The organism is Candidatus Woesearchaeota archaeon (genome assembly GCA_026394965.1).
In the GTDB taxonomy this organism is placed as follows: Archaea; Nanobdellota; Nanobdellia; order Woesearchaeales; family 0-14-0-80-44-23; genus JAPLZQ01.
Window position 1 is genome coordinate 1 of sequence record JAPLZQ010000124.1, and the last position, 15,630, is coordinate 15,630.

The 15,630-nt window shown below is 41.3% G+C and carries 15 protein-coding genes; 5 read left to right on the forward strand and 10 right to left on the reverse strand.

What is annotated here, in order from left to right; all coding sequences use genetic code 11:
* The 3 genes from NTV63_05810 to speB all read left to right on the forward strand — a co-directional run.
* Positions 1-537: deoxyhypusine synthase family protein (locus NTV63_05810; GenBank protein ID MCX6710432.1), on the forward strand; the 537-nt coding region annotated here is incomplete at its 5' end.
* Entirely contained in the window at positions 530-1,564 is a 1,035-nt protein-coding gene (locus NTV63_05815; GenBank protein ID MCX6710433.1) for a decarboxylase, read from the forward strand. The genes NTV63_05810 and NTV63_05815, both read left to right, overlap by 8 nt.
* Before the next feature lie 16 nt (positions 1,565-1,580).
* Positions 1,581-2,441: an agmatinase gene (speB, locus tag NTV63_05820; protein ID MCX6710434.1), complete on the forward strand. Its 861-nt coding sequence runs from the start codon at positions 1,581-1,583 to the stop codon at positions 2,439-2,441.
* Positions 2,442-2,463: 22 nt separating this feature from the next.
* Here the strand turns inward: speB and NTV63_05825 are convergent, their stop codons facing one another.
* From NTV63_05825 to NTV63_05865, 9 genes are all read right to left on the reverse strand, one after another.
* Positions 2,464-3,273, reverse strand: coding sequence for an MBL fold metallo-hydrolase (locus tag NTV63_05825; GenBank protein MCX6710435.1), 810 nt, complete (start codon positions 3,271-3,273; stop codon positions 2,464-2,466).
* Positions 3,274-3,346: 73 nt separating this feature from the next.
* On the reverse strand, positions 3,347-4,354 hold the full coding sequence (locus NTV63_05830; GenBank protein ID MCX6710436.1) for an OB-fold nucleic acid binding domain-containing protein: 1,008 nt from the start codon (positions 4,352-4,354) through the stop codon (positions 3,347-3,349).
* Between the two features lie 227 nt (positions 4,355-4,581).
* Positions 4,582-4,992, reverse strand: coding sequence for a hypothetical protein (locus NTV63_05835; GenBank protein ID MCX6710437.1), 411 nt, complete (start codon positions 4,990-4,992; stop codon positions 4,582-4,584).
* A gap of 4 nt (positions 4,993-4,996) precedes the next feature.
* Positions 4,997-5,233, reverse strand: a complete 237-nt coding sequence (locus NTV63_05840) for a hypothetical protein (GenBank protein MCX6710438.1) — start codon at positions 5,231-5,233, stop codon at positions 4,997-4,999.
* Positions 5,234-5,243: 10 nt separating this feature from the next.
* Positions 5,244-5,420, reverse strand: coding sequence for a hypothetical protein (locus NTV63_05845; GenBank protein MCX6710439.1), 177 nt, complete (start codon positions 5,418-5,420; stop codon positions 5,244-5,246).
* 622 nt (positions 5,421-6,042) lie between these two features.
* Positions 6,043-9,252, reverse strand: coding sequence for a malectin domain-containing carbohydrate-binding protein (locus tag NTV63_05850; GenBank protein MCX6710440.1), 3,210 nt, complete (start codon positions 9,250-9,252; stop codon positions 6,043-6,045).
* A 381-nt stretch (positions 9,253-9,633) separates the two neighbouring features.
* Complete coding sequence (locus NTV63_05855) at positions 9,634-10,785, reverse strand: AAA family ATPase (protein MCX6710441.1); 1,152 nt, start codon at positions 10,783-10,785, stop codon at positions 9,634-9,636.
* A gap of 17 nt (positions 10,786-10,802) precedes the next feature.
* Entirely contained in the window at positions 10,803-12,161 is a 1,359-nt protein-coding gene (locus tag NTV63_05860) for a TldD/PmbA family protein (protein MCX6710442.1), read from the reverse strand.
* Between the two features lie 5 nt (positions 12,162-12,166).
* Complete coding sequence (locus tag NTV63_05865) at positions 12,167-13,585, reverse strand: TldD/PmbA family protein (GenBank protein MCX6710443.1); 1,419 nt, start codon at positions 13,583-13,585, stop codon at positions 12,167-12,169.
* Between the two features lie 470 nt (positions 13,586-14,055).
* On the opposite strand from NTV63_05865, the gene NTV63_05870 reads away from it, so the two are divergent.
* Positions 14,056-14,334: a hypothetical protein gene (locus NTV63_05870; protein ID MCX6710444.1), complete on the forward strand. Its 279-nt coding sequence runs from the start codon at positions 14,056-14,058 to the stop codon at positions 14,332-14,334.
* A 21-nt stretch (positions 14,335-14,355) separates the two neighbouring features.
* A complete protein-coding gene (gene radA, locus NTV63_05875) occupies positions 14,356-15,387 on the forward strand; it encodes a DNA repair and recombination protein RadA (GenBank protein ID MCX6710445.1) in 1,032 nt (343 codons plus the stop codon).
* Between the two features lie 12 nt (positions 15,388-15,399).
* Here radA and NTV63_05880 read toward each other — a convergent pair.
* Positions 15,400-15,630 (reverse strand): hypothetical protein (locus NTV63_05880; GenBank protein ID MCX6710446.1); only part of this gene is annotated, 231 nt, incomplete at its 5' end.

Genomic DNA, 15,630 nt, shown 5'->3' on the forward strand with positions numbered 1-15,630 from the left:
CGGATATACAAAAAAAGCAAGAGGCTCACAACATCAGAATTCTTCAGGGAAATCGGGCTCATGCTGAATGATTCCCATTCAATACTTTATCAGGCTGCAAAAAGAAATGTCCCGATATTCTGCCCTGCAATAACTGACGGCGCACTTGGATTCCACCTGTTCATGTTCCAGGAAAAGCATCCTGATTTCATAATAGACAGCGTAAAGGACTTCAAGGAAATAGTAATATCAACAAGCCAGGATGACAAAAAGGGGATAATCTGCCTTGGGGGAGGAGTGTCAAAGCATTATGCAATACTCTCAACCCTGATAAACGGGGGAATGGACTATGCGGTATACATGACAACAGCAAGCGCAATGAGTGGAAGCATGAGCGGAGCAACAACTGATGAAGCCAAAAGCTGGGGAAAGATAAAGGATGATGCAGATGCAGTAACAGTAATAGGGGATGTGACAATAACTTTCCCTTTGGTGATGATGGGCTCACTTGAAGAGCTTTCATTGAGCGGAGTTATCGGAGAAGGCAAAAATGAATAAGCCGCCCAAATTTATTCTGAGCAGAAAAAAAGTCCTTAGCCAGCTGAAAAAGATAGAAAAGATTTCTGATTTTGTATCCTACAGCTTTAAGACAAACCCTGAAGTTGGAAAAGTCCTTGAAAAAGAATCAGAATGCCTCTTCAGCCTTTCCTCTTCCGGATACATAAAAAGCATAAGGGATAAAGAGAGGATAATCTTTTTCGCGGTTGCCTGGGATGCAGATGAGATAAAAAAACTTCTTAAACTCAAAATAAGAAAGTTTGTAGTTGACAATTCAGCTGACCTTAAGACACTGCTTGATGCAATAAAGGGGAGAAATGAAAAAATCTGGGTGTTTCTCAGGATGAAGCTGAAGGAGAACACAATATACACTGGAAAGCACTTTGTTTTCGGAATGGGCGCAGATGAGATAAATTCTGCAGTTGAAAAAATAAGGGGAATCAAAAACATAGAGAAAATCGGAATACATGTCCACAGGAAAACACAGAACATAAGCGAATGGAGCCTTAAGGATGAGATTTCAGATTCGCTTGATGAAAAAACCCTTAAGTCAATCTACACATTGAATATCGGGGGCGGGCTTCCCTCTGAATACAGGAACTCAAACCCCAACGAGGAAAGCATCTTAAAGAAAATAAACGAACTGAGGGAATGGCTGAACAAAAAAGGAATAATGCTTATTGTTGAGCCGGGAAGGTTCATTGCAGCGCCGTCAATAAAATTGGTTGCCCACATAAAAAGCATATTTGAAAGAAACATTGTTCTCGACTGCTCTGTGTATAATTCCTGCATGGACACATTTGTAATGAACATAAGGCTTCTCATTGACGGCGAAACAGATGAAGAGCACGGAAAGGCGTATGTTGTAAAGGGATGCACTCCTGACTCAATTGACATATTCAGGTACAAGGTTTTCCTGAAGAATCCGAAAATAGGGGATGAAATTGTTTTCCTGAATGCAGGAGCATATAATTTTGCATCTGATTTTGACGGGCTGAAAAAAATACCAACTGAGATAATTGGATAAAATGCAGGTGAAAAAAATGAGATTCATGAATATGCCGGAGGAATACAGCAGAAAAAGCTCAAGATTCAAGATAATCCCTGTTGAATATGAGGGAAAGCCAACCTGGGGAAGGGGCGCAATTCGCGGCTCTGAAAAAATTTTGGATTCCTCATACAACCTTGAATATTATGATGAGCAATTCGATAAAGAGCCGTTTCTTTTGGGAATTGAGACATTGGAAAAGATGCGCCTTAAGGGCGCTTCTGAGGGAGAGGCAATAGAAAAAATCTCAAAAAGAATATCTGAAATTCACAAAAAAGGAACAGATTTCCCAATAATAATCGGGGGAGACCACACAGTAACCCTTGGCGTAACATTGGGGATGGAAAAATCAGGAGAGGATTTTTCAGTAATTGTTCTGGACGCCCATTCTGACATGAGGGAATCCTGGAACAATTCAAGGTTCAATCATGCCTGCGTCTCAAAAAGGATGCAGGAAAAGCATAAAATCCTGATTATCGGGCTGCGGGCGCAGGATGTGGATGAAATGGAATTCATGAAAAACAGCGGGAATGTAAGCGCAATAAGGGCATATGAATACAGCAGGAAAAAACTTTTAACTGAACTTTCACGGCTTGGAAAAAATGTTTATCTTTCAATTGATGCTGACTTTTTTGACCCCTCTTTCATAAGAAATACAGGAACACCTGAACCTGGCGGTTTTTTCTGGAATGAAACAATAGAGATACTTTCAGAAATCTTTTCAAGAAAAAATGTCATTGCAGCAGACATTACTGAGTTTGCGCCTGCTAACAATTACCGTGCAGAGGCATTTTCCCTTGCAAAGCTTTGCCACAAGATGATGGCGATGAAAATGACAGATGAAAATTTTAAATAAAAAAGCAGGTTCAGTAGGAAATTCAGTATGAAACTATCCTCTTCTGGGGCGAGTTTGCTGAATAAGATGATGGATTTATTGTCATTCCGTCCTTTGCAGCAATAACCTGGAAGCCTGTCTTTTTCTGAAGCTCCCTTGCAACAAACACGGGGTCATCATCAATCATCTTCTTCCCAAAATGAGTTATAACTGTAAGCTTCGGCTGGACTGCTGAAATGAGCTTTTCAGCGCCCTCTGAATTAAGGTTCCCTTTTATCTCCTCATTCCCTGAGCCTACAACATTCAGGATTAAAATGTCAGAATCCCTGTGCTCCTCAGCAAGCTCCCTGAAATAAGAAGTGTCTGAAACATATGAAAGGGTGAAAGCGGGGTAAAGTATCTTAAACCCCACATTCTCTGCGTGGTGCATAGTTTTAGTTGCAATTATGTCAACATCATCAATCCCAACGCGCTCCCCGGGCTTAACAACCATGTATTTCAGAAGGCATTCCTTGTGAAAATTATCAAGAACGGGAATTGAATTTTCGTCACCGTTTATCACCTGGTTTGTGCTCACAAGAATGCCCTTTTTCTCAAATCCGGAAAGGGTCATTGCCTCAATCAGTGCATTAAGCTCGCATGCGTGATTAACGTGATTGTGGCTTACAAGGATTACATCATTGTTTCTCACATTAATCCTGCACTGGCTTGCCCTTACAAGGCTTCCGGGTCCGGGGTCTATGTGAAACTGCCTTTTTTCTGTTTTTATGATTATTCCCCCTGAACCCCTTATCTGGCTCCCGACAACATAGGAATCCCCTCCTGTTCCAAGAAAGATTATCTGAACTGCCAAAAGATGCACCCCCATTAAGTATTTGTAAAATTAATACGGGCTCCTATTAAAATTTTTCTAAAGAAAAGCGGTTTTACTTCTTTGCAAGCTCTGACTTGAGGATTTCCATCTCTTTCAGGGGGTCTGGATTTGGGTTTATTGACTGCGCAATAAATTCAATTCTGTCAAAATTCTGGTTCTTAACGACTTTCCCATAAACTTTTATCTGCATCCCGAGGACAGACTGCTTAACCTGCTCAAACTTGTCTGGAAAATTCTTGAATTCAAGCATATCCTTGTCATCTTTTGAAAGAAGCTGCATTGCCTGCTCCCGAAAACAGACAACTCTTATATTTTCTGTTCCGTCATCAAGAAAGAGATTTAACACATAGCTGAAGGAGGGATTCATAATTCCGTGGGTCTGGCAGGAAAGCCCGTCTTTTGTCTCACGAAGCTTTCTCCTGCACTGCGGGCAGCTCTCATAGAATCTTGGCTCAAAAACCTGCACAATGCTTCCCAGAACCTCTGCTGAATCCCCCTCTTTAAGCTCATTTATGAACTTTCTTTCACTGTTCTTCGAATATGCCTTTTCCTTTATTTCTGGCATTGACTCGCCCGATGGGTTTATTATCAGCTTTGATTTCTGGTTAAGGTGAACTTCAAGCTGCCCGTTTCTCTCGCGGACATATCCTGACCTTATTTTAACAATGTCCCCGAGTTTTATCTGCGAAACATTATCTGCCTGCTCATTCCAAAGGACAATCCTTACTTGCCCTGTCTCATCCCCTATTATCATCGAGGCAACCCTGCCTGTTTTTGACTCTGTTGCGAATTCGCTTATCCCAAAAATCCTTAGAACCCTTCCAACTGTCTCAACATCTCTCATGCCTGAAAGAATGTTCTTTATCTGAAGCCTGCCTGAAACAGACTCAAAAAGCCTTATCCCAAGCTCATTTGCAATGATGTGGGCTGCGCCTTCCCTGCTGATGAGCCCGGAAAGCTGCTTGACCTTTGCATCCATTCTTGATTCTATTTCCTCAAAAGAAAGCCCGCTTCTCTCCTTAATTGATGAGATTATCTCTTCTAAGGGAATCTTTATCATGAAAAAAAAGAAAGGAGTGCATTATAAAAAACTTTCTAAGATGGATTAAGCACATTTGGCTTACTTAAAAAATGAGAAAATGATTTTTGCATGCACTCCCTAGTTACTACCGTTCCTCATTGCTTTCGCTCAGCGGGTGTTCACTCGGTCCTTGTGCAGTATGCAATCATTTGCAAGAGAAAACTGGGATAATCTTTATAAAACTTTTGAGAAAAAACCGGTTTAAATTATATCTTGCCGAGCTTCTTTTCTATCTCGGAAAGCTCCTTTTCAAGATTGTCAAGAATTGCTCCCTTTTCATTTTTGGCTTCTGAAACCTGCTTTTCGGCAGCTGGCTTTTCAGCAGCAAAATGCTGCTTTGATGCAACCATTGAGACAATCTGCTTTTCACCAACTGATTTTGACCTTATCACTGCTTTTCTCAGGGAATCCATAAGCGTTGAAAGCTCATCAAATGTTTTTTTAAGCTCCACCATGCTCTCCTCTTTCTGCTCCCTAAGCCTAAGAATTCCGTCATGCATCTGAAGAAGCGCAACAGTGCCCTTTGAAAGCGCAAGAATCCTGAGCCTTAGCTCATCAGGATATCTAAGCGGAACAAAAAGCTCCTCATTGCCTGGCTGCTTTCTCTGCTGTTTCATCTGATTATTCACCTGGCGAGAGAAGCTCGCTGTCTATCTCTTCAATCTTCTTTTCAATTTCTGAAAGGGCATTTCTCCATGCTTCAAGCTCGGATTGCTCGCTTTCTTTTATGTCCTCTATTGCTGCAAGAAGAGTCTTTGCATCCCTTACCTTTCTCTTGATAAGCTCTGCAATGTCAATAATGTCCCTGTATTCCTCAATTTTTATGAAAACAGGAAACTTTCTTTCATTTGATTCCAAAAGTATCACCCTATCTTTCGCCAAAAAGGGCTTCATCCATATAGACAATCTTTCTTTCTATGTCTTCAAGTGTTGAGCGCCATTCAGTAAGCTCTGCATCCTCGCTGTGCTTGATGGAATGCAGTGTATTGAGCGAATTGCCCGCAGCTGCAATCATGTCCTTTATTCCGGCAATCTCCTTGAGCATCCCCAGGCATAACTGCTTTTATTTCCTTATCCTGCACCTGCTGATTTTTTTGACTTTCAGAATTAAAATCAAAATTTGGAGGAAACTGCTTTTGGCGCTCCAAAAACGGATTTTCCTGCTGGGAAATAAATGCCCTTTCGGGCGGGGGAACAAACTCCCTAAACTGCTTATTCTCCTGCCTCGGAATCTGATTTGCAAATGGATTTTCCGGAGCATCAAATGAATTCCTCATCTGAGGCGCCGGGGGATTCGGAATATCTGAACTGAAGCTGCTGGAAATGCCTGAAGGAAAGCGTGGAGGCTCGAGAAGAGGCTCTTTTTGGAGATTATTAACTGCGTTGTCCTTTGGTCTGTTCTTCTGAAAAAGAGTAAATGCCATATTTACACCCCTGCAGTGAAACAGCAGGAAGTACCTTAAAAAGTTTTATGAGTACACAAAAATAACAACAAAAAAGGATTAAGAAGTAAATAAAGAATTATATCATAAAAATCCGCTGAGAGCGTTTGATCTGATGCCCTCTGATTCGCGGATTTCATAAAAAATTGCATTACGCAGAAATATCCTAAGAAGAATAAGGCAAGAGAGCATAAGGATCATAAGAAAAAATAATTAATGTCTAATTTATGGCGTGCTAACTGATATTAGCTCTATTGCTGAAATCTTCGGGTTTCCGGTCTTGCACTTGAAATCAATATTTACAATGCCATCAGCAACAGTGACATTAAAGGTCTTCTTAAGAGCCTTTCTTGCGCCGACTTCTTTGTAGATATCCAAGTCATCAAGCTTCAACGCACCCTCAAGATAAACATCGAAAACGCGCTTATTAACGCGGAAGGCATCACTCCTTATCTCAGCAAAGTACAAGTTAACTTCATAGTCTCCGTTTGACACATTAATCCTGTAAGACAATTCCGGAAGAGCTGATGTATCATAACGCTCAGTCTGATAAAGATAATCATCTATAGTGCCAGAGATACTGTTGGAAAAAAATGCCATATACCCGGTATTATACGAATTGTCTTTAGCCCAAACCTTGCCTAAAGAATCAGTAAATGCTTTACCACCAGCATTAATCCTTATTGCTGCTGCATAGTGTTTGTCATCGTTTGTTATGATGCATATTTTGTTATCTCCGGGCGCCAATGTTATTTTGCCATCCGCAGCACAATCGCCGGATATTGTAGCTGTATATCCTGGACTGCTTGTTTCTGATATTGTATACACTCCAATGTTGAATTCATTAGTTGCACCGCTAATTACTGAACTACTGTTCACAAATAACGGGAAGTCAGATAAAACCTTTGCTCCGCCATCATTATTTATTACAATCTTTGTTACTTTCAATTGGGCTTTGCATTCTTCATCAACAAAACTATCACAATCATTATCTAAGCCATCACAGATTTCTGCAACTGGTTCTACGTTACCGGCACAATTGCTCCAAATTCCAATAGAACAAGTGCTTAATCCATATTGGCATTCACCAGCATCAGTGGTTCCGCATTGTTTAGTTGCTCCGTTAATGCATGAATAACCATTGTCCACGAGTATCTTTAAAGTGATTGTTGATGAGTTGAAGTTGTAATCCGTGCTGTTTTGAGAATATGCTGTGAGGATGTAAGTTCCGGCAGGATAGTCAGAAGTGTTAATTATTTTGGTAAGATTGTTGCTTACTTTATCAAAAGTCAGGTAGTCAAAGAATATTTGGTCATTAACCTGAACTAATTTTATAGTGATGTTATTCCTGCCTTTAGCCAAAGTAACATTCGGCGTAATTAAAAAAGTTCCCCAGGTTACCCAAATGTTTCCTTCATCATTAACAAAATCTGAAATAGTATAATTAGCGCTTGAATATGTCAGTTCGTTAATTGTGAAATTCCACGCTTCACCATAACCATTCTGGTTAGAAGCCCATCCTGACTGAGCCCTGAATTTGAACTGGTAACTTCCAGCCTCAGGAGCCCAAACGCTGAGATTATGAGACATTGCCTGATTAAATCCTAAACTTCCAAGATTATCATTCTCCCAATTCTGATACCAAACATCAGTATTATTTCGCAGATTGAGGTCATAACCTTCTGGATTAAGAATGTTTGAGTAATTAATCCATGCACGGAAGTCAGCCATGCTCCAGTTGAATGGGCTTACAAAATGATAATTTTCCCACGCCTGCCCTCTGACATTATATTTATAGCCGTACAAATTCTGCTTGGGCATATTCTCAGTGGGGTCATATGCAATGGTGAAGCTTAAGGCAGTGAGTTGAGTGTAGACGCTGCTGCATTCATAATTACTATTTGGATAGCCGAAGGAAGTAACATTATGCCCGTAATTTATCATCATATAATTTTTAGTCCTGTTCAACTCAGTAATTATTTGAGCGGTGGTGAGAGAGCAATTTAGCCCAATCTCTCCGTGCCCAGCAATTTCCCAGCCAGAGCTTACTAAACTTGTGAGCTGAGCAGTTGTCAAATATGTTGGTTGGTTTATATCCCCACTTATTACTCCTACTACGGCAGTGTAGTTGTAAGCGTCAAGTATCGGCTTGGCGCCAGTATAAACTGAAGAGAAGCCATCTCCGAAAGTCATTATGAAACTTTTGCCTGCAGGGCACTCGTCACGCGCTCTTAAGCTGGCGTAATCTTTCATGCTGATGCTGTGATAATTATTATTATATAGTGTCTCAACAATTTGGGTGAAGTATGAAACATTAGTGTAACCAGCATTGTTTGCGCTGTTCTCTACCCGATGAAACATTATTACTGGAATCTCGCACGAGAGCATCTGCTTCTGAACGAGAGGGATTCCATTCCAGAATGTTGAATTAATGAAAGTGTAAGTTCCATGGCTTGTGAATAAAGCAGTTATGTTTACGAGTTGATTGTTTGAAGCGTTAACCTGAACATTATCATTATTGAGCAGGATATTAACGCCAACATTTGATTTGTTGCCGCCTGCATTTGGTTTGTTGCCATAATTCACTGAATCAATGGAATTTAATGAGTAGAAATTTTCATTATAATTTAAATTTACTGTTAAATTCTGAAGCCCTACTTTGCCCAAGTCAGGAATTAAGCAGTTAACAATCCACAAACTTTGAGTCGAGTTATATACATTCCCGTCTGTGCTGTAAGAAATATTAACTTTGGAATAATATGCTGCTCCAACACCACTCGCCACGTCGAGTCCAGTAATATAATTATTTGTAGGTGCACTTCTTGAAATTCCAACGAAAGCAATATTATTCCCGCTCGTCCAGCCGCCTCTATTGACTATTTCCTGAACTATGCTGGAAAGGTTAGGAGAGTTAAAAGTCATCCCCCAGTAAACTGGATTTGAAGCACTTGCATTCCAGTAAACCGTAGCTGTGGTCTTAACCCTGTTTGTGATGTTATTATCATTAGCGCCAAATACTAATGCGGTGTCAGAATCATCACCATACCAATCAACAAGAGCGTTACTGCCGGCAACGCTGTTAAGATAGAAAGTAATGAAGGCATTAGTTATTGTTGCTCCCTGCGGAATATTTGGACTAAATAGCAGACCCGCATGATATTCTTCTGCACTAATGTCTCCAAATATTGTGCTGTAAGGGCTAATAATCATGCTTACGCCAGTTTGATCGGCATCATGAGAACCCACACTTATCTGTTCGATGTAAAACTGATTAGCAGATGCAAGAGTGCATAACTGCCTGCCAAGGGTAACATTAACAAGACTAACTCCACTAGTAACATTAGAGCTGTTAACTGTGAGATAATACTTGACCAGGATATTTTGAGGATAAGTGACATTTATGTATGATGAGTTAGGGTAGGTAATTGCTGCCATTGCTGACTCGATCAATACTATTGCAAAAAAAGATATCAATAAAATTTTATAGATATAACAGACATTTGTTTTCATTTGGGGTTTCTAAAAATTAGAATTTTGAATATTATTGGGACAAATAGAATAACAGCAAGAATATTATTAATATTCTTTTTCATTAAACACCTCTCAACCAACGCATAAAATATATTAAGTTATATAAACTTTTTCAAAATTCATTTTTGTCGTATTGAAACCGCCTGAAATGCTCTCACCCGGAAAAATCAAGATTATTAGTGCTATATCGTTCATAATTCACTTTAATAGTTTATGAACTTAAATATCATAAAAATTCGCCTGGCGAATTTTGGAACAAGCGCCATTTTTCATCATTAAAAAAATTTATCCGAACATCGCTAGCCGCTCTCCCTCAGATGAGCCCTCTTTCTGCCTTACCTTTTTTACTGCATCAATGAAATCCTGCTGGCTCACATATGTCCTTTCATTCCTGATTGCAAAATACCCTGACTCTGTGCAGCACGCCTTTATTTCAGCGCCTGAAAAGCCCTTCATTTTCTGGACAATTGAGTTTATGTCAACACTCCTCAGGTTCATATTCTTCGTGTGAATCATGAAAATCTCCCTTATTCCCCTCTCATTTGGAATGGAAATTTCAATTTTCCGGTCAAGCCTTCCCGGCCTTGTAATTGCAGGGTCAAGGAGGTCTTCCCTGTTTGTGCACCCTATTATTTTCACATCGCCTAGCGGCTTGAAGCCGTCTATCTCAGAGAGAAGCTGCATAAAGGTCCTCTGAACCTCTCTTTCGCCAGAAGTCCCTATGTCAACGCGCACTGCTGCAAGGGCGTCTATTTCGTCTATGAATATTATTGAGGGCGCCTTTTCCTTTGCAAGCTCAAAAATTTCGCGCACAAGCTTTGCGCCTTCGCCTATGAATTTCTGGACAAGCTCTGATGAAACAATCTCTATAAATGTGGAGTTGGTGGATGCTGCAACTGCCTTTGCAAGCATGGTTTTTCCTGTTCCAGGAGGCCCATAAAGGAGTATCCCCTTGGGCGGAGTTATCCCTACTTTCTTGAAAAGTTCAGGATGTTTCAACGGGAGCTCAATCACTTCCTTTATCTCATTTGCCTGCTCTGAAAGCCCTCCTACATCCTCCCACCTTATTTTTGGCTTCTCAATTATGAGAAAGCTTTCAACCCCGAATTCCTTTGTGGAAGGTATCTTCCTCACTATGCTCAGGTTCTTTTGCTCCACAAGAACAGTGTCATTGGCTCTCAAGCCAGAGCACGACGGGGAAACTGAAACATAAAAGACATTTCCATTTGAAAGCTTGATAATTGCATTTTTATCGAGGATTGTCCTGACATCTGCAACAATCAGGGGAACCTGCCTGTAGCTTTCAATTTCAAACTGCATATTTTCAACAGACTTCTTGAGAATTATATTTTCTGCCTGAAGCTTTGCAATCTCATCCTGATTTGCCTGAATCGCTGAATTTTCGCTTTCCAATCCGTGCTTTTCTCTTCTTTTCATTTTTTTCCTGCTTTAATTTACTTTAAGGGTCTTGTGATATTGACATTTTTGACAAGGACTGGCGCAGTTTTAACAGGAACCTCAACTTCCCAGCCGAGAATCTGCCTGTCCTCTTTTCCTATTGCTCCTATGCTTTTCATGATGTTGGGCATCGAATCTGCAATCCTTATCCCGCTTGTGCAGGACTTTATCCTGCCGTTCTCAACTACAAATATCCTGTCCCTGGGTATTGTTGAAAAATCCCCTGTCTTATAATTCTGGAATCTTGTGTACCACAGGTTCGTAACTATTATCCCTTTTTTAATTTCTCCTATGAGCTCCTCAATGGAATAACCCCCTTTTCCAAGAGCAATGTTTGAGGGCTCAGGGGCAACAAGCCCTGCGCTTGCAGTAGTTTTTGTATGATGGCGCTTTGCAGTGGAAGTGTTATGAAGGTATGTCTTAAGGATGCCGTTTTCAATCAGCACATTTTTCTGAGTTGGAACCCCCTCATCGTCAAATGTGCTTGAGCCAAAACCAAATGGCATTGAGGGGTCATCATAAAGATTCACAATCGGAGATGCCGCCTTTTTCCCGAGCATGTTCTGAAAAAATGAGAATCCTGACTCAACCTCAAATATTGAGCAGGATGACGCAGCAAGGTCAAGAAGGGCTGCAAAGGGCAGGGGATAGAAAAGCACATCATACTTTCCCGGAACAATTGCTGATTTGGGAAGAACTCTTCCTGCAATTTCAGATGCCTCTCCTGCGCATCTAACTGGGTTGAATCCTGAAAGAGTTTTTGAGACAGTTACTGAGTGCGCTGACTCGTCCTTTTCCACAATTGCCCTAATTGAAAAATATGCGCCTGTAGAGCGCTCCTCTGCCTCAACATTCCCTGATGTAATCAGGTAATCGCTGCTGCTTTCTGTTTCAAGAATGCCTGCAGTGCGCTTCACCCTTCCTGCCGAAGCTTCGCTTATTGAATCTGAAACATAATCCATTGACTTCTCGCCGATATTCTCAAGCGCCTTGTCATAAAGCCCCTCAATTTTTTTGTACCTGAAAGGGCCTTTTGCTATTCCCATGTATTCCGGATTGGGCTCAACTGAGCGCGCAAACTTTGAGATGAAATCAGCGCTTTTCTCAAGGGTTTTTGGCTCGAAACTTTTGAGAACTGTGCTGACTATCCTTTTATTGAATGATGCAAAGACTGACATGGAATAGTCATAATATAGCATGCTTGCATTTATCACGCTGTTTGAGAACTTTATCTGTGATGTCTTCTGTGATGAAAGGGAAACCACAGCATTATCTGCACCTCTTGTTTTCAGCATTGCAAGAAACCTTCTTGCGCCTTCCCTTGCCTTTTCCTCTGAAGATTTAGCTGAAGCCATAATATTCACTTTTTAGAGAGGTTCACCCTTATTTTCCTCATCCTTATTGATGCCCCTCCAAACCAGACTGGAATTGCCTGCATTGGCTCGCCCTTGCCGCAGCTTCCTGAGTGAAACTCAAGATTATTGGCAACAGCATCAATGCTTGAATAAAGCTTGGGAGTAGTAATCTCAATTGCGGGATTAACCACAGGAACTGAAATCCTTCCATTCTTTATAAGATAAGCCTCTGCGCCGACATATTTCTGGTTGAGCCTCACATCATCAATGTTCCATTCCATGAAATTCCTGAAATAAACCCCGTTTTTCACTCCCTCAATCAGCTCTTCCTCTGAATAATTGCCCGGCACCATGTATGTGTTTGCCATCCTGACTATGGGCTCAACTGCATAGCTTACTGCCCTTGCAGCTGCATTGCTTTTAACGCCAAGCTTAAATGCAGTCTGCCTGCTGTGGAGAAACTCGTTTATCATCCCGTTTTTTATGAGAAGCCTCTTCCCTGCCTTGACTCCCTCGTCATCAAAAAGATAATGCCCGTAGCTGTTCGGAATTGTCGGATCATCTGCAACATTTACACATTCGCTTCCTATCCTTGAATTGAGCATTGATGGGTTGACAAAAGATTCTCCTGCCTGGGCTGCCTCCCTGCCGAGAATCCTGTCTGCCTCATAAGGATGCCCCACGCTTTCATGCACCATTATTGCGACAATTTCAGGAGAGCAGACAATATCCAAATCTCCTTTGGGAGGGGCAATTCCTGATTTCAATGTGCTTCCGAGAGCCCTTGCCTCCCTTTCAACAAGAGAGGGAAGATTCCACTTCTTCATAATCTCATAGCCCGAGCTTGCCCCATACATCCAGGAGCGCTGGCTGCTCTTTCCGTTTGAGATAACGGAAAAATTGTAGTAAAATGATATTCTTGGAATGCGCGAATAAATGCTTGCCCCGTCACTATTTGCAAAAATCTTTTCAGTAGTTGAATCGTGTATTGAAAAATATCTTTCCTGCGCAAGCTTTTTTGCAGAAGAATCAATCTCGCGCAGAAGCCCAATCTTATTTTCTGCGCTGAAATCTGAAACCCTGATTTTTTCAGGAACAGAATATTTTGCCTTATATGGCTTTTCCTCTGAAAATGGAAGGTTCTCGCCAAGCCTTGAAGCCCTTGCTGTCCTTATGCTCTCATCAATTAACCTTTTCACAACTGTCTTGTCCAGCACATTTGTGGAGAGAAATCCAACATTCCCGTGGATTGTGAATCTTAGCCCGAGCCCGTAAAGAGAGGCGCTTGAGGATTCTTCAAGTATCCCGTTCTTGAATGTGAAGCCTGATGAATCTGAATTCTGCAGCCTTGCCTCTGCATAATCAGCTGATTTTTCCAGGTATTTCAGGGAAAAATCCATAATATCAATAAATTTCTGATTCATTTTTTAAACACGCTATGATGAATAAAGAAAAGGCAGCCATTTATATATTTTTTCAATATCATAAAAATCCGCTGAGAGCATTTGATCGGACGCTCTCTTAATCGCGGATTCCATAAAAAATGCTTTGCATTTTTTGGACCCAAAAATCTCTGATTTTTGTGGTTTTAGGATACAACGAACGCAAAGCGTTTGTGTACACAAAATCTCGGATTTTGTTGTACAAAAAGGCGCTGTATCTCGCAACTAAAGTAATGAGTTTTAGCGCCTTTTTTGTATGAATTTTTATTGCTTATGCTCCCCACTGGACATTGGACACGGCCGGAAAAACTATTTAAAGAAAGATTATAATAGTAGAAAGCAGATTTGTTCTTGGAAAGAACCAATCCGACCCTGGAAGGCGCTGCAAAACAGCGCTTTCATTATTTAAGGGGTTTGAAACAAAATGCGAAAAGCAAACGGAGTTGGTAAGAATGGAGAAAGAGAAGACTTTACCCGAGAAAAAGTTTCGGGCTGGCGCGATAAGCGCAACAATCTGGAAAAACAAGACTCAGCAGAAAGGCAACGGTCCTTCTGAATACAGGACTATTTCTCTGGAAAGGGTCTACAAAGACAAGGAAGGAACGTGGCAGAATACCCGCAGCTTAAGGATATTAGACATCCCAAAAGCGCTTCTTGTGCTGAACAAGGCATATGAATACCTTGTGATAAGCGACTCTGACGAAATGGTTGAAGTTGAAGAAGTGCAGTAAAAATTCTAAAAGGTGAATGACATGAGGAAAAAAATCGAAGAAGCAACAGAAGATGTTGAAGAGACCGAAGAAACAGCAAATCTTGATGATTCCGGCTCAGAAGCTGAAAAGCCTGAAAAGGGAGGACTTACCCTAATTGACCTTCCCGGAGTGGGAGCTGCAACAGCTGAAAAGCTTGAAGGAGCAGGATTCAGGAACCTCATGAGCATAGCTGTCGCAACACCCGGAGAGCTTATGGAGATAGCGGGAATGACTGAACCTGCTGCAAGAAAGGCGATAAACTCAGCAAGAGACAAGCTCCAGATGAACTTTGAGGGCGCTGATGAAGTGCTTAAGAGAAGGGAGCGGGTTGAAAAGATAAAGACAGGAAGCGAAGAATTAAACAAGCTCCTTGGTGGGGGGTTTGAAACCGGAGCAATAACAGAGGCATACGGAGAATTCGGCTCTGGAAAAACGCAGATTGCAGATGTGCTCTCAGTGAATGTCCAAAAGCTAAACCCCGAATACTGCGTTGTATACATTGACACAGAAAGCACATTTCGGCCAGAGAGAATTGCACAGATTGCAAAGGCAGCAGGGCTTGACCCCGAAAAAGTTTTGAAGAACATAAAGGTTGCAAGGGCATACAACTCAGACCACCAGATGATACTTGCAGAAAAGGTTGAGGACTTGATTGAGAAGCAGAATCTCAAGGTAAAGCTTGTAGTGGTAGATTCATTGACTGCGCATTTCAGGGCAGAATTCATAGGAAGGGGAACCCTTGCAGACAGGCAGCAGAAGCTCAACAAGCACATGCACGCGCTTATGAGGCTTGCAGACACACATAACCTTGCTGTGTTTGTTACAAACCAGGTGATGGCAAGGCCCGATGTCTTCTTTGGAGACCCGACACAGGCAATTGGGGGGCATATAGTTGCCCATGCAAGCACATTCAGGCTCTATCTCAGAAAGGGAAAGAAGGGAAGCAGAGTTGCAAAGCTTGTGGACAGCCCTAATCTTCCAGAGGGGGAGGCAGGATTCTACATTGATGAAACTGGAATCAGGGACAGATAAAAATTTTAGAAATTATTTTTTTATAATTTTAATAATTGACGCAAAATATTTTAAGAAAATAATAATATCATAAAAATCCGCTGAGAGCATCCTGCTCCGCACTAAAGCCCAGAGAAATGCGCAGCATTTCTGGGGTACAAAAATTGCTTTAGCAATTTTTTGTGTGCGGAGTTTGAACGGATGCTCTCTTAATCGCGGATTTTTAGGATGCCAAAAGCGGCCGTATCTCCAACCTAAAGATTG